Below are 20273 nucleotides of genomic sequence, written 5' to 3' on the forward strand. Positions count from 1 at the left end.
CCATTCACCCCGGTTGTATCAGACGGACCGCGTCATGTGATTTACGACTGCTGCGCAGCCGGACGGGGGCAAGCCCCCTCGCCACAGGCACTGCATGCAACTTACCGGCGGCGCGGCTGGCGTCGACGTTGTTCGTCGTCAGTGCGGATTGGCACAGGTTGCAGAGGCGGTTCGATCAAACCGAGTGCGACACCCAGGTCGTGCAGCCAGTTTTGGATTTTCTCTTTCATGGTGCCCCCTTCAGGGTAGTGCCGAGTGGCGCAATTCTGTAGCCACTTCGCACTGATAGTAGTCCGAAGTGCCAAGCAATGCTCGCCCAAGATCGCAATGATCTGTTACTGAATTGATCCAAATAGCTGACCGAAAGTTCAAGCCGTCGCCAGCGCCTGACTCGGCGCCGTTGGAAAGGCCAATTGCTGCTGCTCCAGCCACGCGTTCAAATTCGCCCCGAGCATGCCTTTGCGCCACATCAGCCACGTCGTGGCGCTGGCAAATGGCTCGGCCAGCGGGTGCACCGCCACGCTTTCACGGCCCGGCAGACTGGCGAGCATCGACTCCGACATCAGCGCCACGCCTGAGCCTGCGATCACACAGGCGAGCATTCCCGGATAAGACTCAATTTCTATCGCCCGGCCCATCGCCGCGTGGTAATGCGCAAACCAGGCTTCCAGGCGCATCCGGTAGGAACAGCCCTGACGAAAGGTGAACACCGAGCGCCCTTGCACATCCATCGCGCTGTGGATCGGCGGGTGACCGGCCTCACTGATCAGCACCAGCCGTTCGTCGCACAGCGGCACGCCATCGAGCCCCGCCAGTTGCAGCGGACCGTCCACCAGCGCCGCGTCGAGGCGCCCGGTGAGCAGACCTTCAAGCAATTCGCCGCTGGGGCCAGACTGCACTTGCAGGTTCACCGCCGGATAGGTGCGGTGATAGTTCGCTAACAGCCCCGGAAGATGGATGGCAGCGGTGCTGTACATGGTGCCGAGCACGAAGTCGCCGGCCGGTTGCCCGCCCTGCACCGCCGCACTGGCTTCGTCGTGCAGGGCAAACAGTTTGGCGGTGTAGTCCAGCAGGACTTTTCCCGCAGGCGACAACTGCAAACGCTGACGCTCGCGCAGGAACAGTTCGACACCGAGTTGCTCTTCCAGCTGTTTAAGCCGGGTCGACAGGTTCGACGGTACCCGGTGCAGGCGTTCGGCCGCGCGAGTGATGGAGCCCTCTTGCGCGACGGCCTGGAAAATCCGCAGTTGGCTGAATTCCACAACCTTCTCCAATTCAGAACAAGTTGCTCACTATTATTCATTTTTAACGAAAGTCAATCAGTCCTAGCCTGACGGTCATTGAACCTCTGCAGGAATCCGGACCATGTCCCCGCTGATTCGCTTAACCTCCAGTTTCATCGCCCTGATGATGGCCATGGGCATCGGGCGTTTCGCCCTGACGCCGCAACTTCCACACTTGCTCAGTGAAGGTCAGATTGACCTGACGGCCGCTGGTCTGATTGCGGCGGCCAACTACCTTGGCTACTTCGTCGGCGCGGTGGACGCGATGTTCGCCCGCCGCCATCACCATGTGCGCCTGCGCCTGTTGGGTGGCCTGTGGCTCTGCGTATTGCTGACCCTGGCTTCGTTCTGGGCCAACGGCTTCTGGTCGCATCTGCTGCTGCGCTTCGGCACCGGCGTAGCCAGCGCCTGGGTGTTGGTGATGATTACTGCGTTGAGCCAGCCATTGGCTGCGGCCGCCGGTCGTCCACGGTTGGGCGCGCTGGTGTTTGCCGGACCGGGGTTGGGAATTTTTCTGACAGGGATGCTGGCTCTGGTCTCACACCTGTTGGGGCAGACTTCGGCAACTTTGTGGCTGATATATGCCGCCGTCGCATTGGTGATGCTGCTGGCGATCCTGCCCTTCCTGCCGCAACCGACTGCCGCCGTCTCGGCACCACCTGTTACGACTTCAGGCAATCAGGGCATCGGCCGCTTAGGGTTGATCTACGGCTTGTACGGCCTGGGCTACATCATCCCCGCCACGTTCCTCTCGCAAATGGCCAACGCGCAGTTCCACGGGCAATGGATGGCGGATCTGTTCTGGCCATGCTTCGGCCTCGCGGCAGCGCTTGGGGTGTTGCTGGTGAGTTTGCGTCGACACACGCCGAACGCCACGCGCCATTGGCTGATCGCCACGTTATGGCTGCAAGCCGCCGGGGTCTTCGCCTGCTTGCTGGGCAGCGGCCCGGGCCTGGCGTTGGGCGTGATCCTCTGCGGCACGCCGTTCCTGGCCTGCATGCAATTGGTGATGCAACGCTCCCGGGAACTGGCGCCCCACGCCACCCAACGCAACGCCGGGCTGCTGACCGCGTGCTTTGCCGTGGGTCAGCTCGCCGGGCCGTTGCTGGCCGCATTGAGCAGCCATTTCAGCGGTGGTTTGCAGCCTGCGCTGATATTCGCCGGCAGCGGTTTGCTGATCGCCGGCGGTTTGCTCCTGCGCCCACTCACTGCTGGCCGAGGGCTTTGCGCAAACGACGGCGCACCCACTGCTCAGCGCTGACAAAAGTAATGCCGAGCAACACCAGCACCGCGCCGATCACGAAGTTGAGGCTCAGGTCTTCACCCAGCAGCACCACGCCGAAGGTGACGCCGAACAGCGGTGTCATGAACGAGAACACCGCCAGGTTCGCCGCCAGATAACGGCGCAACAGCCAGAACCAGGTCAGGTAACTGAAGAACGACACCACCAACCCCTGAAACAACACGCTGGCCACCGCCACGGTGGTCAGGCTGACGTGGGTGACCTGGCCGCTGAGCACTGCAATCAGCAACAGGCCGACGAAACCGACGATCAGTTGATAGAACAGGGTCAGGGTCACGGGTGCTTCCGACAGGCGCGACGCGCGCACCACTACGGTGGTCGCCCCCCACGAAGCGCCGGCCAGCACGCCCAATGCATCGCCCATCAACATGCGATGGTCGAGGTTATCCCAGGACACACCGCCGGCAAACGCGATGGCGATCCCGACAAATGCTAGAAAAATCCCCAACCATTGCACCGGCCTCAAGCGCTCGCTGGGCAACAGCCAATGCACGCCCAACGCGGTAAAGATCGGCGCGGTGTAGAGAAACACCGACATGTGCGCCGCCGTGGTCAGTTGCAAACCTTCGGAAATGAAGAAGAACTCCAGGCCAAACAGCGCACCGGCCAGTAGTCCACCGCGCCACGTATGGCTCACCTGATCCCAACCGCCCTTCCAGCAGATGAGAAGTCCTACAAGCAACGCAGAAATACCCGACCGCCCGGCGGCTTGCATGACCGGCGCAATGTCCGGCGCCGCCCACTTGATCATCACTTGTTGCACGCCCCAGATCAGGCACAACCCGAGCATCACTTGCAGGGCAAACCCATCGGCGCTACGCCGGGTGGCGCTCACCGGAACACCTCGACAACACAATCCATGGCAGGAACTCGACAGTAAAAGCAAAGCCCCAGCACCAGGCTGGGGCGAAAAATCATGCCGTCGATTATTAACCAGATGGCCAGGAAATGCCGCCTGAAGTGGACCTTCAGATTCCCGATTGCGTCATCAACGCTGCCGTTGCTAGGCTTTGACCTTCGTCAGCTTGTGCGCCACCCAGTAACCAGCGGTACACGCCACACCTGTGGCAAAAGTCCCCCACGCCATATCCATCACCGCCAACCCCGCCGACCATCCCTTCAACGTCGCCCAGTTGCTCAAGTCATAAGTGCCATAAGCCACCAGCCCCAACAACGCCCCCAGGCGCGCGGCCCGCTGCCAGCTCAGGGCCGGCAACACCACGAACACCACACAACCGAAGACATAAAGGAGATAGAACACCGCTGCCGGGGCCAGCAGCGGTTGGTCGAGCATCAGGGGGCCGAGCAGCGTGCGGTAAGTCGGCGCCATCAACACGCCGAGCCAGAGGCCGTCGAGCAGGAGAAACGCCAGCAAGGTGCCGGCGTAGGCAAACAGAACTTTTTTCATCGCAGTCCAACCCCATGTCATCGACCTACATGGGGCCGGCGAGCGATCAGCTTAGTTCAATGCGATCGGCATGAATGACGATCTGGCCGTTCTTGTACAACGCGCCGATAGCCTTCTTGAAGTTGCCTTTGCTGACGCCGAACATGCTGCTGATCAGGGTCGGATCGCTCTTGTCGCTGATCGGCAGGGTGCCGTTGTTATCACGCAACTTGGCGAGGATCTTCGAGTTCAGACTGGTGGCGGCTTCTTCGCCGACCGGTTGCAGGCTCAGGCTGATCTTGCCGTCGGTACGGACTTCCTTGATAAAGCCCTTCTCTTCTTTACCGGCGCGCATGAACTTGAAGATTTCGTTCTTGTGGATCAAGCCCCAATGCTTGTTGTTGATGATCGCCTTGAAGCCCATGTCGGTTGCTTCGGCCACCAGCAAATCAACTTCCTGGCCCGGAGTGTAGTTGGCCGGGGTCTTGTCCAGGTAACGGTCCAGACGCGCAGTCGCGGTGATGCGGCGGGTGTGCTTGTCGAGGTAGACATGCACCACCACATACTCGCCGGCGGTCATCTGGCGTTTTTCTTCGGAGTACGGCAGCAACAGGTCCTTCGGCAGACCCCAATCCAGGAACACGCCGATGCTGTTGACTTCAACGACTTTCAAACTGGCGAATTCACCGACTTGAACTTTCGGTGTTTCGGTAGTTGCGATGAGTTTGTCATCGCTGTCCAGATAAACAAAAACGTTGAGCCAATCTTCATCTTCGCTGGGAATATCTTTGGGGATATAACGATTGGGCAGAAGGATTTCGCCATCCGCGCCACCGTCCAGATATAAACCGAAGTTAGTGTGTTTAACCACTTGCAAACTGTTGTAGCGCCCGACTAAAGCCATTTCCAATACCCTCATTGCGTGGGCGGCATTCTACCCGGTTTTGCGGGCCGCGTTCGCCGGCCGGCCCGGTGGCGCGAGAAAATCCTCCGGGAGCCTTAATTTTCCTGGGCTTGCCGACAGGTTTCTCACCGCTCGTCTGACCGATCCGCCAGCCCTGGCCAGCATTCGTTGCTGCCAAACAGGTTTTTTATTGCCCCATCTTCTTATTTAAAACAGCAGCTTAGCCGGGTATTTCGATCAATAACTTGTGAATAATCGAGTGATGGCCCCGGTTATTTCAGGGGGATATTTGCCAAGCAATTGTCAAGTATTTCCTGTACGATGCCTGGCCAAGTTAATTTTCTACAGGTTAATGGCCGCCATGCGTGTAAAAGCATCCAACAGCAAAGCAAAGCCAGCTCCAGCCGTTGAAACCAGCGAATCGATCAACAACCAGATCGCTGCGTTCCTCAAGTCCGGTGGCGAGATCCAGCAAATTGCCAAAGGCGTCAGCGGCCAGACATTCGGCCCGTCGAAGCAAATCACGCTCGGCAAGAAGTAACACCCTGCTTTAACTGGTCCGTAAGCGCTTTGAGCTTCGAAGCGCTTGGACTGGAACCCTCCCGCCACACCCCGCAAAACCCATCAATATTTCAGAAATCGACGAACGGCCTTCAATGCCGAGCATTCGCCGGTATGCTTGCACCCGTCTAGATTAAGCGTTTCAGCAGACTTTCGGTCACTGCTTCCTCGCTGTCATGGAGTGACGCATGCTCAAATTCTCCTACTTATTGCTCGGCAGCCTGCTCTTGTCGTGCTCTATCGCCCACGCGCAAATCTTCCAGCGCGAATTGGGCGACTTCGACCTCAAGCTCGGCACCACGCCCAGCCGCAGCATGGCCCAGGGGCTGGTCAAGCCCGCCAGCACCGGTTCATTCCACGGCGGCCTCGACTTGAGCCACGACAGCGGTTTCTACGTGGGCCAATGGTCACCGAGCGCCGGCCTAAACCCGGGCAGCAACCTCGAAATCGATTCCTACATGGGTTTTAAACAGCCTTTCGACCGTACCCTCGGCTACGAAGTCGGCATGATCCATTACAGCTATCCGAAAGTGGACACCCTCGACAGCCAGGAGCTGTTCGGTGGCTTGACCTTTCTCGGCAGCCGTTTCGGCGCCGCCTTCAGCAACGACCCGGACAAACAGAACAGCACGGTGTTCGCGGACCTCGGTGGCAATCAGCCGTTCGGCATCGGGATCAGCATGAAGTACACCACCCACCAGCTCAACGCGCCGGTTTCCGTAGATGGCGGCATGGTCGGCAGTTTCACCGACTGGTCACTGCAACTGTCCCGAGCGTTCATGGGCGTCGACCTGGACCTGATCTACAGCGACTCCAACCTCAGCGGCAGCGACTGCTCCGCCTACTCCGGGCACAACAGCCAGTGCGACGGGTTGGTAACGCTCAAGGCCGAACGCGCCTTCTATTGATTGGCTTGAACTGCCGGGCTTATCTTGCGCTCACATAAAGACCCTCATCCAAGAAGCCAGGCCTTCGAAAGGACTCGCCCATGTCGCGCTGGTTTAAACACATCGCCGTCCTCCTCACCCTCACGCTCGCCCTCGGCGCGTGCAGCCGTGTGGGGCTGGCTTACCGCAATCTCGACGTGATCATTCCCTGGACGCTCAGCGACTACCTGGACATGAACGGCGAGCAGAAAGGCTGGTTCAACGAGCGCCTCAAGGAACACCTGAGCTGGCACTGCACCACCCAATTGCCGGGTTACCTGGATTGGCTGGACCGATTGCAAGCCATGGTCGAGACCAACCAGGTCACCGACGACGCGCTGCAAGCCCGAACCCAGGAAGCCAAACAGGCCATCGCCCAAACCGCCCGGGAGATAACGCCATCAGCCATCGAACTGCTTCAGGGTCTCAATGACCAGCAAGTGGCGGAGATGAACGACGCATTCGCCAAAGATCAGCGCAAACGCCAGGAGGAATACCTCAAACCCTCCCTCGATCAGCAGATCAAGGAACGCGCCGAGCGTATGAACAAACGCCTGAACGACTGGCTTGGCACACTCAGTGCGACCCAGCAACAACGGGTGATGGCGTGGTCAAACGCATTGGGCGATCAGAACAAGCAATGGATCGCCAACCGCGTGCATTGGCAGACGCAGTTCAGCGCAGCGGTCGCGCAACGCCGCAGTCCAGAATTCCCACAACGGATCGAGACACTTCTGGTCAATCGCGAGAGTTTATGGACGGCAGATTACCGCCAGGCCTACGCCAACACCGAAGCCCAGGCGCGCGGATTACTGGTGGACTTAATGGCAGAAAGCACACCGGCGCAACGTCAACGGTTGCTAAAGAAAATTGAAGGCGTGAGAAAGGACTTCACTGATTTGAAATGTTTGAAGGCAGCACAGCAGGGTTGAATCCAACGCGGTACAAATGTGGGAGCGAGCGTGCTCGCGATAGCGGTGTAACAATCGACAGAGACGTTGAATGTCAAACCGCTATCGCGAGCAGGCTCGCTCCCACAATGGGTATGGGTGTTCCTCAGGCAATCTGCGCCTTCGACGCCACCTCATCAAACGTCGCTTCATCCAGCGCATCGGCCTGCTCATCCAGCACCTGCCGCGGGTGCTCCTTACCCGGAATGCTGCTGTCAATCAGGCTCAAAAGACTCGAGCCCCGGGCCGTCAAAATGTAATTCGAGCCAGAGCCGCCCTGCTCTTCAGGCCGGGGCTCAATATAGCCGCGCTGTAGCAGTAACTTTTCGTACTCGCCGGCCACCGCTTTCAGGTGATCCAGGTTTTCGGTCTGCTCGCCTTCCGCTGATTGCTTCGCGGCGTACTGCTCGGCATAGGCCCGAGGTGCGTAGCTGTCGTCACCTTCCTGCACTTTGTGCAGCAAGTGTTCAATCAAATCCCAGTTATAAGTCGTCATCCTGATTCAACCTCCAAGCCAGAGTGTGTGATGGCCTTCATAGGTTGTGACCGGCGCGGCGGTTAGCCGTTCAGCCGAGGTTTTGAACGGCACCGATCGGCGGTATGTCGAAATTCCCACAGGCCGAACGACTAGGTTGTGTAAGCCAACTCCCAGCATCCCGCAGGAGAAAACCCGATGAACATTCAGAATCATCCCGTCGTATCACGAGAAGAATGGCTCGCCGCCCGCAAGCAACACCTGGCCCACGAAAAAGCCTTCACCAAAGAGCGCGACAAACTCAGCGCCGAACGCCGCGCCCTGCCCTGGGTGAAGATCGACAAGGACTACCGCTTCCAGGGCCCGAATGGCGAACTGAAACTGGCCGACCTGTTCGGCGACCACAGCCAACTCATCATTTATCACTTCATGTTCGCCAAAGGCTGGGACGCAGGCTGCACCGGCTGCTCGTTCCTGTCCGACCACATCGACGGCGCCAACCTGCACCTGGCCCACCATGACGTGGCGGTGGTGGCGGTTTCCCACGCGCCATTCGCCGAATTCCAGGCCTTCAAGCGGCGCATGGGCTGGAAATTCGATTGGGTGTCGTCAGAAGGTTGCGATTTCAACTACGACTTTGGCGTCTCCGCCCGAGCTGAAGACGTCGCGGCCGGAACGGCTACCTACAACTACGAAAATTCTGACTGGACCGAGGAAGAAATGCCCGGCCTAAGCGTGTTTTATCGCAACGAAGCCGGCGACATCTTCCACACCTACTCCACCTACGAACGAGGTCTGGACCTGCTGGTCGGCGCCTACAACTACCTCGACCTGACGCCCAAGGGCCGCAATGAAGAAGAAATCATGGAGTGGGTGAAGCACCACGACAAATACGACGACAAGGCGTCGGCCAGTTGCTGCCATGGCGGATAGCGCCCTGGAGTGCAATTGCTCGCGCAAGCGATTTAGCATTCAACATCTCGGTTGATCATGAAATCGCTTTCGCGGGCAGCCTCGCTCCTACAAAGAATCAGGAGTCCGGTGGCATCGGCTTCTTCACAAAATCCAGAAACGCCCGCAGCGCCGGTGCCATCTGCCGCTGACTCGGGTAATAAAGGTAAAAACCGGGAAAGGCCGGTGTCCAGTCCTGCAACAGATGGACCAACCGGCCAGCGCTGATGTGCTCCCGAACCTGATGCTCAAACAGGTACGCAATACCAGCGCCTTCAAGCGCCACACGGGTGAGCATCTCCGGTTCGGTGACCACCAGCGGACCGTTGACCGAAATCGCGAGGCGTTCACCCGCACGCTCGAACTCCCAGCGATAAAGGCTGCCATCGGTGGGCCAGCGATAAGACAGGCACTGATGCTCGCTCAAATCGTGAGGCGTATGCGGCGTGCCGAATTGCTCGATGTAGGCCGGTGAGGCCACGACCATCATTTCCAGATGCCCGCTCAACTCCACGGCGATCATGTCCTGGTCGAGGCTTTCACCAAGCCGAATACCCACATCAAAACCGCCCGCCACCATGTCCACCAGACGCTCATCGGTCACGATGTCGAGGCTCACGCCGGGATACGTATTGAGGAACGGACCAATCAGCGGCGCCAGGTAGTGAATCGCCGCCACCCGTGGTGCATTGATGCGCAGTCGGCCGCTGGGCGTACCCGGCGTTTGCGTGACCCCGGCCAGAGCCGCGTCCACCTCGTTCAGCGCCGGTTGCAGGCGCAACAACAGCCGCGCACCGGCATCGCTCGGCGACACGCTGCGGGTGGTGCGGTTGAGCAGGCGCACATCCAGACGCTCTTCCAGCTGACGGATGGTCTGGCTCAGCGCTGACGCCGACATCCCCAGATGCGCCGCCGCCCGCACGAAACTGCCATGCTCGACCACCGCGACGAAGGCCCGAAGCTGGGCGTATTCACTGCCTCGCATTATGTATGGGTTCCTTAATAAGTCGTTCGGATACTAACGCATTATCAAAGCAATCCCTTGGCCTAATACTGGATTGGAGTTCAAAACGGCAAGGAGACGACGGATGGGCAGATTTACCGGAAAACGCATTCTGATCACCGGAGGCACCAGCGGCATCGGGCTGGCGGGGGCTATCCGTATCGTGGAAGAAGGCGGAACAGTGGCAGTGACAGGGCTCAGCCGGGCGCATTTGGATGATGCCCGACGGAAGCTACCTGCCGGGGCCCTGGTGTTCCAGAACGACGCTTCACAACCGACAGCAGCCGAAGAACTGGCCAACACCGTCGCAACGTTGGGCGGGCTCGATGGACTATGGCTGAACGCCGGCTATGCGCGAGTCGCAGGGATCGAGGACACCCGCTTCGAGTTTTTCGACCGCATGATGAACGCCAACGCCCGAGGGCCGATGCTGCAAATCGCCAGCCTGGCAAACCAGCTGAAACCGGGCGCTTCAGTTGTCCTCACCTCATCTACTTCTGCCTATGAAGCGGCGCCGATGGCGAGTGTTTATGCGGCCAGCAAAGGTGCGCTGATATCCATGGCGCGCTGTTTTGCGGCGGCGATGGGTGAGCGTGGTATCAGGGTTAATGTGTTAGTGCCGGGGCCTATAGAAAGCCCATTTCGGAGTTTTATGCTGGAGTCCATGCGCAAGGAATTTGAGGAAGGCGTTGTAAACCGACTGGCATTGAAACGCATGGGAACGGCGAGCGAAGCGGCGGCAGTGGCGCTATTTCTGCTTTCAGATGATGCGGCTTATGTTACTGGCAGCCAGTACGCGGTGGATGGGGGGTTGATGATGCGGTGAGCACTGTCGAACACGCACCTTCCACCCCACTCGCGTAACCGGAGACCTGGAACGGTTGATCGGAATCGTCTTGCGTCTCCAACTGCGAGAAGCGTTTAAGCGTGCCGTTCTTTTCGCTAGTGGATGTCCCGGAAGCAGGCAAAATTGATGGCCATATAGAAGCCGCATGACGGACCGCCGTAAATAGCCCATCACCGACCTTCGTCAGCTCTCGCACCTGCGCTGAACTTTTTTCATCCGACAACCCTCAACCGGATAACCCGCCTTAACCGGAACTGAGGCCTGCCCCATGAAAACCCTGCTGAAACTAACCCTCGCCGCTACCCTCGCTTGCGCCCTGCCCGCCTGGGCTTGCACACCCGAGGAAGCCACCGCCAAACGTGAACAACTGGCCAAGGAAGTGACCCGGCTCACCGAGCAGAATCCGAAGAAGGCCAAGGAGATTAACGATGAGTTGCAGAAGATGGATCTCGGCACAGCCAGCGCGGATTTGCCCGACAAGTGTCAGTTGATTGATCAGCGGTTGAAGGAATTGGATACGGCGGATAAGAAGGCCGAGGGTTAAGAACCAAGATCAAAAGATCGCAGCCTTCGGCAACTCCTACGGGGATCGTGTAAGACCGACATTCCCGTAGGAGCCGCCGAAGGCTGTGATCTTTTGACTTTGGTTTTGCACTAGTGCATTTAATTATTTGCACAAACGCATAACCGCGCCTAAGGTTACCTCGAGCCTGGATCGGAGCCGGCCATTCAACATGGCAAACCGCGTACGCCGATCGCTCAGCAACACCGCTACACCCCCACTAGCTGGACGCTAGTTTTCACTCATGGAGGATTGAAAAATGTTAACCACTGAAGCAACGCAATTCACCGGCGAGACACTGCCAAGGTGCCTGACCGGTCATCTGCTCAACCCGCACCTGGTCGACGTCGAGTCGGCGGCACCACTCAATGCACTGGCCGCTGCCAGCCTCAACTTCACGATGCAGCCACAAACCCAGACCAACTGGTGCTGGGCGGCGGTGTCCGCCTCGGTCGGCAACTATTACGGCACCGGGTCCTGGACTCAATGCGGCGTGGCCACTGCTGCGCTGGATCGCAATTGCTGTAATCAGCCAGGCCCGTGCAATGTGTATGGCTATCTGGATTCAGCCTTGAGGATCACCCGCAGTTTCAATGGCATGAATCAAGGCTCGTTGCAGATGTCGGCCATTCAGAACCAGATCAACATGGGCCGACCGATCGGTTTGCGCTGTGCCTGGTACGGCGGCGGTGCGCATTTCCTGACGATCTATGGCACCAACGGCAACTACGTGTTGATCGCGGATTCCATCTACGGTTACTCGACCCGCGCGCTGAACTCGTTCCCCGGTTCGTACAACGGCGGCGGCAACTGGACCAACACTTACTTCACCGTCAAAAACTAGGAGGGCGACATCATGCAACTGACTTATCCAAAGGCGCCTTCCAACGGCGTACAGACACTGCGTCCGGCGCTGCAAGCCGCCCTGCAAACCCGGGGCTTTGGCATTAATCGCCAGTTCGCCAGCGCCACGGCCAGCAAGATCAGCCTCAGCGAGGCCTATCGCGGTTACTCGCTCAGCCTGGAGGACTTGAGCCACGGCAAAGGCCTGAAAGACGCCAAGGTCGGCGATTGGCATTACCTGGTGTTTTCCGATGGCGTGACGATTGCCGATGCGCAATTGGCCGATGTCCGCGGTCATGTCGAGTTCGCCTCGCTGAACCACGGGGCCATCGCGGCCGCCACGGTGGCTGCGTTGAAACTGGCGGAGCAGTCGCCGCAATTGCAGGGTAAAACCGTTGAACTGCGGGTGCTGTTTGTCTCGGCGATTCACCTTGTGGCGATCTGGCTGCATGCAGACGGTGAAGACGTGCTGATCCCGATTGAGCCGACGCCCAAGGAACTGGCGGTCACTCAGTTGTACAGCGAGGCGGCGCTGCTGGCTTTGCTCAAACCGGTGGCGGATCAGGCCAAGCAACGCTTTGATGCGGACACCAGTGGGCTGTTGGGGAGCTGATAAACGCTGGAGATAAAAAAACCCGGACACTTGTCCGGGTTTTTTATTGGGTCATTCAGGTGCAACACAGAACCGGTGATTAGAGGGCTTTGTGGCGAGGGGGCTTGCCCCCGTTGGGACGCGAAGCGGCCCCAAAGAATGGGACTGCTGCGCAGTCCAACGGGGGCAAGCCCCCTCGCCACAACACGCCCCTTCACAGATTTGGTGTTCGCAAGCTTCTACGCGGCATTACTCAGCAGCCGGCGCTTCCGGCTTGCGGCGCTTGAGCGGCGCCATGCCGTCCTTGCTGACCAGCGACAGGGCGTCGGTCTTCGGGCGGTTAGCAATTTTGCGTTTGGTCGGGGCCTTGGCGCCGGTTTTCTTCTTGTCGCCTTTGGCGTCGACTTTTTTCTTCTTCACGCCAACGGCTTTGCCCGAAGCCTTGACCTTTTTCGGTCCGCCGTAGGTGCCTTTGACTTCCTTGATGGTGCGGCGCTCGAAGCTCTGCTTGAGGTAGCGCTCGACGCTCGACATCAGGTTCCAGTCGCCGTGGCAGATCAGCGAGATGGCCAGGCCATCGTTGCCGGCACGCCCGGTACGTCCGATGCGGTGCACGTATTCGTCGCCGCTGCGCGGCATGTCGAAGTTGATCACCAGGTCCAGGCCTTCCACGTCGAGGCCGCGAGCGGCAACGTCGGTGGCAACCAGAATCTTCACGCCGCCCTGCTTCAGACGGTCGATCGCCAGTTTGCGATCCTTCTGGTCCTTGTCGCCGTGCAGCACGAACGCTTTGTATTCCTGCGCCACCAGACGGCCGTAGATACGGTCGGCCATGGCCCGGGTGTTGGTGAACACGATGGCCTTCTGATAGGTCTCGTTGGCCAACAGCCAGTTCACGATCTGTTCTTTGTGCTGATTGTGGTCAGCGGTGATGATCTGCTGACGGGTGGTCGCGTTCAGGTCGCTGACGTTGTTGAGCTGCAAGTGCTCAGGGTTGTTCAGGACCTTGGCGACCATGTCGCGCAGGCCCGAACCGCCGGTGGTGGCGGAGAACAGCATGGTCTGCTGACGGTTGGTGCACTCTGCCACCAGACGCTGCACGTCTTCGGCAAAACCCATGTCGAGCATGCGGTCGGCTTCGTCGAGCACCAGCACTTCAACTTCTTTCAAGTCGAGGTTGCCGGCGTTCAATTGCTCGATCATCCGGCCCGGCGTACCGATCAGGATGTCCGGCACCTTGCGCAGCATGGCGGCCTGGACCTTGAAGTCTTCACCGCCGGTAATCAGGCCGGACTTGATGAACGTGTACTGGGCGAAGCGCTCGACTTCCTTGATGGTCTGCTGGGCCAACTCACGGGTCGGCAGCAGGATCAGGGTCTTGATGCTGACGCGAACTTTCGCCGGGCCGATCAGACGGTTGAGGATCGGCAAAACGAAAGCAGCGGTTTTGCCGCTGCCGGTTTGCGCTGTCACCCGCAGGTCACGCCCTTGGAGCGCCAGCGGAATAGCCGCTGCTTGCACAGGCGTTGGCTCGACAAATTTAAGCTCGGCCACGGCTTTGAGCAGGCGTTCGTGCAGGGCGAATTGGGAAAACACGGGTGCTACCTCGAAGAAATACAAAAAAACAGCTGCATAGGGTAACGGTTTCGAGCGCTAAGGCCGAGTTTCTTTATACAAACGACAGTAAACAGTGGCTTTTTTGTTGCCTGAAATGTCTCCAAACGTCATCCACAGCGTCTTAAATGCTCTAATCGCCCCGACGCAACCTACAGAAGAATCGTTTTCGCCCATGGATATCAAACAGCTCTGGCTCAATGCCCAAGACCTTTGGGGCGCCCTCGACCAGCACCCGCTCCTGCATTCCAGCCTGGCGCTGGTCCTGCTACTGGTGGTGGCGCTGGTCCTCGGACGAGTGGCGCGCTACCTCATTCTGCACGCCACCAAAATGCTCGGCCGCCAACCGGCGCTGCATTGGGTCAACGATTTACGGCACAACAAGGTCTTCCATCGGCTGGCGCAGATGACGCCGTCACTGGTGATCCAGTTCGGCCTGTACCTGGTGCCGGAACTGAGCAAAACCAGCCGGATCTTCCTCGGTAACGTCGCGCTGTCGTTCACCATTCTGTTCCTTCTATTGGCAGCCAGTGCCCTGCTCAGCGCCCTGCTGGACATCTACGCCCGCACCGAACACGCCCGCACCCGCTCGATCAAAGGCTACGTGCAACTGACGAAAATGGTCTTGTACGTGCTCGGCGCAATCATCATCGTCGCCACATTGATCGACCGTTCACCGCTGTTGCTGCTCTCGGGTCTGGGCGCGATGTCGGCGGTGATTCTGTTGGTCTACAAGGACACGCTGCTGTCGTTCGTCGCCAGTGTGCAACTCACCAGCAACGACATGCTGCGGGTCGGTGACTGGATCGAGATGCCGCAAGTCGGTGCCGATGGTGACGTGGTGGACATCACGTTACACACGGTCAAAGTGCAGAATTTCGACAAGACCATCGTCTCGATCCCGACCTGGCGCCTGATGTCCGAGTCGTTCAAGAACTGGCGCGGCATGCAGCAGTCCGGTGGACGCCGGATCAAGCGCAGCCTGTTCATCGACGCCAGCGGCGTGCGTTTCGTGCGCGATGACGAAGAGGCGAAACTGGCCCAAGTGCACCTGCTGACCGACTACATCGGCCGCAAACAAGCGGAACTCAAGGCCTGGAATGAGGCTCAGGGCAATGTCGCGGCGATGTCGGCCAACCGCCGGCGCATGACCAACATCGGCACCTTCCGCGCCTATGCGCTGGCGTACCTGAAAAGCCACCCGGAGATCCAGCCGAACATGACCTGCATGGTCCGCCAGATGCAGACCACCGCCCAAGGTATCCCACTGGAAATCTACTGCTTCACCCGCACCACCGCGTGGGCCGATTACGAGCGGATCCAGGGCGATATCTTCGATTACCTGCTGGCGGTGCTGCCGGAGTTCGGCTTGAGCCTGTATCAACAGCCGAGTGGTGGAGATTTGCGGTCCGGGTTGCTGCCAGCGGTGCTCGGCGCAAGCCATATTCCCGAACCCGAAAAACACGTCATGTAACCCTGTTCGATACTCAACTGATCACTGCGCCCTTTGGCCCGCTGGCAATCAACGCAGCACCGCACGCAGTTTTCATCCCCTCCAGCGCCACCGCGATACCGCCCACGGTGTAGGTGCTGCTGCCCTCGGCAATCGGAAAAATCCCTTTGCACAGTGGGCAACTGACCTTGTGGCCGACACCGGCAATCGGCTTGCCGTTGAGGTCGGTTTGGGAAAAGGCTTCAAGCACCACGCCACCGTGGCTGGTGGAGTCGCCCAAGCGAATGATGTCTTTCATGATGTGGTCATCCCTGTAATAACCGAACGTCCCCGACAGCTGAAAACGCTCGCCAGTCAGCGAGCGTCTTTCAGTCCAGGCAATCATAGTGGCAAGTGCAGTAACGCCTACAGACCGACTGACTTCAACCCTTCACGCACGCCTTCATCGGCTTCTTTGCACCAGGCTTCAACACCCTGGGGCGCGGCGCTTTCCACGCGCTCGTACTTTCCGTCTGGCCCCTTGCCCTTACCCTCGCGACCATAGGCTTCGTTCTTATCCCCGTCGCTGGTGTCCACACCGCCAGGCATACCTTTCGCGAACGCCACCATCTTCTTGGCGTTTTCAGTACTGTCCGACTTTAGAAAGCCTTTATCGACGCAGTAAGTAATGAGACCGGCAATGTTGCGTGTGGAGTCGTAGACATTCTTCATTGCTGCGGGATCAACGTCTTCTGCCTGTGCGACGTTAAAGGTTGAAAAAGTGCTTGTGAGTACGAAGATCAATGCTGCGTTTTTCATATTCATCCTTAAATTAATGGTGCTCGGTTTAATGTTTTTACTGGAACAACTTCACAACGGCATCCGAATACAGATCAGGTACATCTTTTGCCGACTTCAGTACATTTTGACGCACCGTCTGGCCTTTCGCACTGGGATCTTCAGCCACATATTCCGGAGGGAAAGCGAGAGCATCCTTGTCAGCACCTGCTGCCATCAAGGCCTTGGTGCAGTCAGGATTGTGGTGGATCGCACTTTCCAGCAAAGGTGTACCAACAGGCCATGCCTGCTGCTGTGGCTGAAATGCATCAATCGAAGTGCCAGCCTTGTGCAGCAGGGCAATCCGCTGTGCAGCTTGCGGATCAGGTTGATCGCTCAGGTTATAGGCGCGCTCGCAAACAAAATGCAAAGCGGTTGAACCAACCTTGGTGACACCATAAGGATCGGTGCCAGCGGCAATCAACACCTTGATAACCTCAAGATCAGACGCCGACTTCATGAGTGGCGAAAACCCCTGCGGCGTCACCATCTTGGCATCAGCACCAAATTGCAACAGTAACTTAATCAACTCCGGCGCCGATGACTTCTCTAGCTTTGCCGCCGCAATAAGTGGGGTATTAGTCCCGCCCTGAGCAATCACATTAGTGTCGGCACCCGCCTTGAGCAAACTATGCACAATGTGCGTTGTATCTTTGAGCTCTTCTGGATCGCCCATATGCCCCAGCATTGACAGCAGTACGGTTTCTCCGTTGTCACTGATGGGCTGATTGACATCAATCGGAAATTCAAGAAAACGATCGACCAGGTCAGGACGCTTGTAATAAGCGGCATGCCACAAAATCTGAATATCGGGTTTGGCGCCACTCTTGAGTAACCGGTTCACGGCCTCAAGATCTTTCTGCTCTTTGGAATAAGCGTATTGAAGTACCGCATTATCCAGTTGCTTGGACACGTCCGCCGACTGAGCTTGCACCAGGCTCGGGCCGCAGAAGAGAACCGAAGTGACGATGCAGGCAGTTCGGAAACGGTTAAAGACAGGAGTTAATTGCAGCATACAAAAATCTCATATTGGGATGGTGGGTTAAGCGTTATTTGAAGCGATTTCAGGCGATCTCGACGAATCATCACTAAGCTCACGCGACAACTAATCAAAATTAGCAACTTAGAAAAACTGAGGGATTTATTCTTTACATGCCAACGCTCTTAAAATAAATCCGTCACCTTTTCTGTTGCGTACTTTATTTTATATCTATTCTTCGTACTCAATCGTTTAACCGCTTTTTCGCTGCGGCAGAAACCATCTCATCCTCATCTGCCACCAGTTTAGCTAAGATAGCTTTAGGCACCTTTGGATTACACGCAATTCGATGCCTAACTTTTATATCCCCATCACATGCCAATCGTTCAAAAGTCGCTCTATTTATCCTCCGCTTCATGGCAACATCCCATCTCACGACAGCATCATCAATTAATGAAAGCCGCTCCAAAACTTCTACTGAGATGGTGTTATTTGCGACAACTTGACGTGCTAACTCAGGATATTTTAGTAGAATTTCAAACCAAACCTCATCTGAGGCAGCATCCTCAGCCTTAGCTCTTTCAACCTCATTTTTACTTTGAAGATAACGTTTGAACTCTTCAGCGCTATTTATCATGGACCACCTCCTTTAGCAAAAAATGAGCAAAAAATGGGACAGATTTATTTTCCTTATTTCCAGGGCTGACCCTTTTACCGACTGGATAAAAAATAAATCTGCCCCCTTTATTTTTGAAATAATCACCAGTAGAAAATCTAGCGAGTACATCCCCGCCGTTCTAAGTTATTTTTTTCCGCACTCACTACATCTTCATCTGCATCCATTAACAGGCTCTCCAAGACCGTCCTTGGCGCTTTATTATTCGCTGCAATTTCGACTCTTACATTAGCATCCAAATCATTGGAAAGAAGCTCGAAAAGCTTAAGCGATAGCTTTCTTTTTGAGGCAATAAATCGTCTCACATCCGACGAGAAAACGCATAACTCCTCAAGAATCTCAAGAGGAACCGTCTTGTTATGCGCAACCCACTTCCTATAGTCAGGATACTCACTTATAACTTCGCGCCACACTGATACAGGAGCTTCTTCCATTGCAGCTCTATCGTATTCGTCTTTTATTTGACTACTGCGTAACGCAACAAACTCCTCCGCTGTCTCAATCATTTCGCACCTTTACATTTCATAGAACTAAAATTCAAATTCTTACCTGTATCACCCTTATGCTTTCCTTCCATATAGTCGCCATACGCATCAGCATCAGCTATCCACTCACCGCTTTTATTATGAACTTTCCACGCACTTTCCCCATGACCGGTCTGATCTTCAGACCACCACCTTTTATTGTCGGTATCGCCATAATATTTCACATAACCTACGCCTGGCACGTGACCTTCGCATACTCCGAAAAGGGGATTTATTTATTTTCCTTAGTTCCAGGGCTGATCCTTTTACCGACTGGATAAAGATAAATCTGTCCCCTTTTTTTATTCCTTATTTCCTAGGCTGATTTCTTAGCAACTGGGTAGAAAATAAATCCGTCCCCTTTACCTGGAAAATATTATGTTTGTGCTCATGGAAGCTGCGTCCAAGTATCGCCAGAGACTTGGCAATACAGCTACTGGCATGCAGTGACCGCAATGGGTGGCATCCTGTTTTCGTTCGCGGAGATCGCTCTCTTCGTCAACACAGGCGACATCACCATTGACTGGAATGCGCCCTAATCATTCATCCAAGTGGACGGCTCAGCCGCAGCTTAGTTCTAGCGTTGAACATCTGCTTTTGGCCGATAACAGTCTTTTAGTGAGGTAGGAATCTGCCAGAAGCAGTCACTCCACGGTAGGTACCTGACCATCAACGTTCTCCACACGGATGGATTGCGACTAATCCTGAAACCAACACTGCGCTACAGCCATCAGGGCAAGGGCTTTGGGCCGAGACAGTTTATGAGCCTTGCTCTGCGCTTTAGAACTCGTCCGCGACCTATTCTAGCGGGCCTCGTTACAGACATATTTCTCGCGCTGAAAGGCCACTCAGCTCGGGTAATATAGGTATCCAAATTGGAATCAGCTGATCACTGCGCCCTTGGGACCACTGGCAATCAGACTGGCACCGCAGGCCGTTTTCATACCATCAAGCGCCACAGCGATCCCTCCCACCGTGTACGTACTACTTCCCTCGGCGATGGGGAAAACGCCTTTGCACAGTGGGCAACTTACCTTATGGCCTACACCAGCAATGGGTTTGCCATTGAGGTCAGTTTGAGAGAACGCTTCAAGCACCACTCCGCCATGATTGGTGGAGTCGCCTAGACGAATGATGTCCTTCATGGTTTCGTTCCCCTATCCGACCTCATGACCAATTACGACCGTGAGATTGTTGTTGGCGTGTCTATGAATATCTCTCTAAGAGATTTCTCAATATCGTCAATAGATCCCAACTGAGGCGCAATTTCAATTTCAATAGTTTTTATAGTCTTGCACCACTTGGTGGCGCTTGAAAAACTGAAAATCAGCTTATCTGCTGCTATCAAAACATCATCAATGCCACCATAGCCAGCCATCCCAGGCTCACCAATCTCAACGTAGTACGTGTCCTGGCCAAGCTCTACATCTTGCTCATCAACGTCTTCAGCGCGCTGCAAAATCAGAAAGTGCTTAGGATCATCTTCACTGTCTGCCAACCCTACTGTTAAAACATCATCCTCTGCGGAGGAATCATAATATTTTGCCGAAAATTGAATGTTCATTACTTTCTCCTACCAGTTTTTGGTGTGGCATTCCAAGTTTTGGTTTCGCCGTTCTCTGGC

At 56.5% G+C, this 20273-nt stretch carries 26 protein-coding genes; 10 read left to right on the forward strand and 16 right to left on the reverse strand.

Annotation, left to right across the window (positions count from 1 at the left end):
• Window positions 1–101: 101 nt before the first annotated feature.
• Entirely contained in the window at window positions 102–230 is a 129-nt protein-coding gene (locus FQ192_RS34285; RefSeq protein ID WP_003184145.1) for a PA1414 family protein, read from the reverse strand.
• A 138-nt stretch (window positions 231–368) separates the two neighbouring features.
• On the reverse strand, window positions 369–1262 hold the full coding sequence (locus FQ192_RS01680; RefSeq protein ID WP_149657092.1) for a LysR family transcriptional regulator: 894 nt from the start codon (window positions 1260–1262) through the stop codon (window positions 369–371).
• A gap of 103 nt (window positions 1263–1365) precedes the next feature.
• Here FQ192_RS01680 and FQ192_RS01685 point away from each other — a divergent pair, with 103 nt between their 5' ends.
• Window positions 1366–2544 carry an MFS transporter gene (locus FQ192_RS01685; RefSeq protein ID WP_149657093.1) on the forward strand — a complete coding sequence of 393 codons (1179 nt, stop codon included), beginning with the start codon at window positions 1366–1368 and terminating at the stop codon, window positions 2542–2544.
• Here FQ192_RS01685 and FQ192_RS01690 read toward each other — a convergent pair.
• The 3 genes from FQ192_RS01690 to FQ192_RS01700 form a co-directional block, all read right to left on the reverse strand.
• Window positions 2489–3421 (reverse strand): DMT family transporter, encoded by a 933-nt coding sequence (locus FQ192_RS01690; RefSeq protein ID WP_149657094.1) that lies wholly within the window; start codon window positions 3419–3421, stop codon window positions 2489–2491. The two genes, FQ192_RS01685 and FQ192_RS01690, sit on opposite strands and share 56 nt — an antisense overlap.
• A 168-nt stretch (window positions 3422–3589) precedes the next feature.
• Entirely contained in the window at window positions 3590–3994 is a 405-nt protein-coding gene (locus tag FQ192_RS01695) for a DUF2177 family protein (RefSeq protein WP_149657095.1), read from the reverse strand.
• 46 nt (window positions 3995–4040) lie between these two features.
• Window positions 4041–4877, reverse strand: a complete 837-nt coding sequence (locus tag FQ192_RS01700; RefSeq protein WP_054049140.1) for a S1 RNA-binding domain-containing protein — start codon at window positions 4875–4877, stop codon at window positions 4041–4043.
• 352 nt (window positions 4878–5229) lie between these two features.
• On the opposite strand from FQ192_RS01700, the gene FQ192_RS01705 reads away from it, so the two are divergent.
• The 3 genes from FQ192_RS01705 to FQ192_RS01715 all read left to right on the forward strand — a co-directional run bounded on the left by FQ192_RS01705 (window position 5230) and on the right by FQ192_RS01715 (window position 7296).
• Window positions 5230–5418: a hypothetical protein gene (locus FQ192_RS01705; protein ID WP_017337097.1), complete on the forward strand. Its 189-nt coding sequence runs from the start codon at window positions 5230–5232 to the stop codon at window positions 5416–5418.
• A 208-nt stretch (window positions 5419–5626) separates the two neighbouring features.
• The gene (locus FQ192_RS01710) at window positions 5627–6346 is read left to right on the forward strand and encodes a TorF family putative porin (protein ID WP_149657096.1); all 720 of its coding nucleotides are present in this window, start codon (window positions 5627–5629) and stop codon (window positions 6344–6346) included.
• A gap of 80 nt (window positions 6347–6426) precedes the next feature.
• Window positions 6427–7296 carry a DUF6279 family lipoprotein gene (locus FQ192_RS01715; RefSeq protein ID WP_149657097.1) on the forward strand — a complete coding sequence of 290 codons (870 nt, stop codon included), beginning with the start codon at window positions 6427–6429 and terminating at the stop codon, window positions 7294–7296.
• Window positions 7297–7420: 124 nt separating this feature from the next.
• Here the strand turns inward: FQ192_RS01715 and FQ192_RS01720 are convergent, their stop codons facing one another.
• Window positions 7421–7810: a transcriptional regulator gene (locus FQ192_RS01720; RefSeq protein ID WP_149657098.1), complete on the reverse strand. Its 390-nt coding sequence runs from the start codon at window positions 7808–7810 to the stop codon at window positions 7421–7423.
• A 177-nt stretch (window positions 7811–7987) separates the two neighbouring features.
• Between FQ192_RS01720 and FQ192_RS01725 the strand changes: the two genes are divergently transcribed.
• A complete protein-coding gene (locus FQ192_RS01725; RefSeq protein ID WP_149657099.1) occupies window positions 7988–8722 on the forward strand; it encodes a thioredoxin family protein in 735 nt (244 codons plus the stop codon).
• Between the two features lie 97 nt (window positions 8723–8819).
• On the opposite strand, the gene FQ192_RS01730 is transcribed toward FQ192_RS01725, so the two are convergent.
• The gene (locus FQ192_RS01730) at window positions 8820–9725 is read right to left on the reverse strand and encodes a LysR family transcriptional regulator (protein WP_149657100.1); all 906 of its coding nucleotides are present in this window, start codon (window positions 9723–9725) and stop codon (window positions 8820–8822) included.
• 103 nt (window positions 9726–9828) lie between these two features.
• Between FQ192_RS01730 and FQ192_RS01735 the strand changes: the two genes are divergently transcribed.
• From FQ192_RS01735 to FQ192_RS01755, 4 genes are all read left to right on the forward strand, one after another.
• Complete coding sequence (locus FQ192_RS01735) at window positions 9829–10569, forward strand: SDR family oxidoreductase (RefSeq protein WP_149657101.1); 741 nt, start codon at window positions 9829–9831, stop codon at window positions 10567–10569.
• A gap of 289 nt (window positions 10570–10858) precedes the next feature.
• Window positions 10859–11134: a hypothetical protein gene (locus FQ192_RS01745; RefSeq protein ID WP_149657103.1), complete on the forward strand. Its 276-nt coding sequence runs from the start codon at window positions 10859–10861 to the stop codon at window positions 11132–11134.
• Window positions 11135–11411: 277 nt separating this feature from the next.
• Window positions 11412–11996 (forward strand): papain-like cysteine protease family protein, encoded by a 585-nt coding sequence (locus tag FQ192_RS01750; protein ID WP_149657104.1) that lies wholly within the window; start codon window positions 11412–11414, stop codon window positions 11994–11996.
• A 12-nt stretch (window positions 11997–12008) separates the two neighbouring features.
• Window positions 12009–12608: a hypothetical protein gene (locus FQ192_RS01755; protein WP_149657105.1), complete on the forward strand. Its 600-nt coding sequence runs from the start codon at window positions 12009–12011 to the stop codon at window positions 12606–12608.
• A gap of 228 nt (window positions 12609–12836) precedes the next feature.
• Here the strand turns inward: FQ192_RS01755 and FQ192_RS01760 are convergent, their stop codons facing one another.
• Complete coding sequence (locus FQ192_RS01760; protein ID WP_123406347.1) at window positions 12837–14183, reverse strand: DEAD/DEAH box helicase; 1347 nt, start codon at window positions 14181–14183, stop codon at window positions 12837–12839.
• Between the two features lie 193 nt (window positions 14184–14376).
• Here FQ192_RS01760 and FQ192_RS01765 point away from each other — a divergent pair, with 193 nt between their 5' ends.
• Complete coding sequence (locus tag FQ192_RS01765; RefSeq protein WP_149657106.1) at window positions 14377–15675, forward strand: mechanosensitive ion channel family protein; 1299 nt, start codon at window positions 14377–14379, stop codon at window positions 15673–15675.
• 13 nt (window positions 15676–15688) lie between these two features.
• On the opposite strand, the gene FQ192_RS01770 is transcribed toward FQ192_RS01765, so the two are convergent.
• The 8 genes from FQ192_RS01770 to FQ192_RS01805 form a co-directional block, all read right to left on the reverse strand.
• A complete protein-coding gene (locus FQ192_RS01770; RefSeq protein ID WP_149657107.1) occupies window positions 15689–15952 on the reverse strand; it encodes a PAAR domain-containing protein in 264 nt (87 codons plus the stop codon).
• 107 nt (window positions 15953–16059) lie between these two features.
• Window positions 16060–16452: a hypothetical protein gene (locus FQ192_RS01775; protein ID WP_149657108.1), complete on the reverse strand. Its 393-nt coding sequence runs from the start codon at window positions 16450–16452 to the stop codon at window positions 16060–16062.
• Window positions 16453–16489: 37 nt separating this feature from the next.
• On the reverse strand, window positions 16490–17485 hold the full coding sequence (locus tag FQ192_RS01780) for an ankyrin repeat domain-containing protein (protein WP_149657109.1): 996 nt from the start codon (window positions 17483–17485) through the stop codon (window positions 16490–16492).
• Between the two features lie 208 nt (window positions 17486–17693).
• A complete protein-coding gene (locus FQ192_RS01785; RefSeq protein WP_149657110.1) occupies window positions 17694–18086 on the reverse strand; it encodes a hypothetical protein in 393 nt (130 codons plus the stop codon).
• Between the two features lie 137 nt (window positions 18087–18223).
• Window positions 18224–18631, reverse strand: coding sequence for a hypothetical protein (locus FQ192_RS01790; protein ID WP_178128983.1), 408 nt, complete (start codon window positions 18629–18631; stop codon window positions 18224–18226).
• Window positions 18628–18834: a hypothetical protein gene (locus tag FQ192_RS01795; RefSeq protein WP_149657111.1), complete on the reverse strand. Its 207-nt coding sequence runs from the start codon at window positions 18832–18834 to the stop codon at window positions 18628–18630. The genes FQ192_RS01790 and FQ192_RS01795 overlap by 4 nt, the downstream gene beginning before the upstream one ends.
• Before the next feature lie 696 nt (window positions 18835–19530).
• The gene (locus FQ192_RS01800) at window positions 19531–19794 is read right to left on the reverse strand and encodes a PAAR domain-containing protein (RefSeq protein ID WP_149657112.1); all 264 of its coding nucleotides are present in this window, start codon (window positions 19792–19794) and stop codon (window positions 19531–19533) included.
• Between the two features lie 32 nt (window positions 19795–19826).
• On the reverse strand, window positions 19827–20213 hold the full coding sequence (locus tag FQ192_RS01805) for an Imm10 family immunity protein (protein WP_149657113.1): 387 nt from the start codon (window positions 20211–20213) through the stop codon (window positions 19827–19829).
• Between the last annotated feature and the right edge of the window lie 60 nt (window positions 20214–20273).

This window comes from Pseudomonas sp. ANT_J12 (assembly GCF_008370045.1).
In the GTDB taxonomy this organism is placed as follows: Bacteria; Pseudomonadota; Gammaproteobacteria; order Pseudomonadales; family Pseudomonadaceae; genus Aquipseudomonas.